Origin of the sequence: Cupriavidus sp. SIMBA_020, assembly GCF_046535395.1 — a bacterium.
Classification (GTDB): domain Bacteria; phylum Pseudomonadota; class Gammaproteobacteria; order Burkholderiales; family Burkholderiaceae; genus Cupriavidus; species Cupriavidus campinensis.
In genome coordinates this window covers 1-367 of record NZ_JAWRWU010000153.1, presented here as the reverse complement: position 1 = coordinate 367, position 367 = coordinate 1, and the positions used below count along the sequence as shown (strand labels likewise).

The window sequence follows — 367 nt, the reverse complement described above, 5'->3', positions numbered from 1 at the left end:
ACATGCTCTCCCTACGCAAAACCTTCACCGCCACCGCCCTGGCCCTGGCGCTGGGCGGCGCGCTGCCCGCGGTCCTGTCGACCGCGCAAGCCGCCGGCACGCTCAACGTAGCCATCAACCAGGACCCGGGCAGCTGGGACCCGATCGACACCTTCGTGACGTTCTGGGGTTCGGTCGGCAGCAACCTGTACGACGGCCTGACGATGCGCGGCGCCGACCTGAAGCTGCAACCCGGCCTGGCCACCAAGTGGGAATACCTGGACGACAACAAGCGCCTGCGCTTTACGCTGCGCCAGGGCGTGAAGTTCCACAACGGCGAACCCTTCAACGCCGAAGCCGTGAAGTTCACCTTTGAACGCCTGCTGGG

Annotated in this window: 1 protein-coding gene; it reads left to right on the top strand. The window is 66.2% G+C overall.

Annotation, left to right across the window (positions count from 1 at the left end; genetic code table 11):
- Positions 1 to 367 (top strand): ABC transporter substrate-binding protein (locus SB751_RS28590; RefSeq protein WP_410748864.1); only part of this gene is annotated, 367 nt, incomplete at both ends.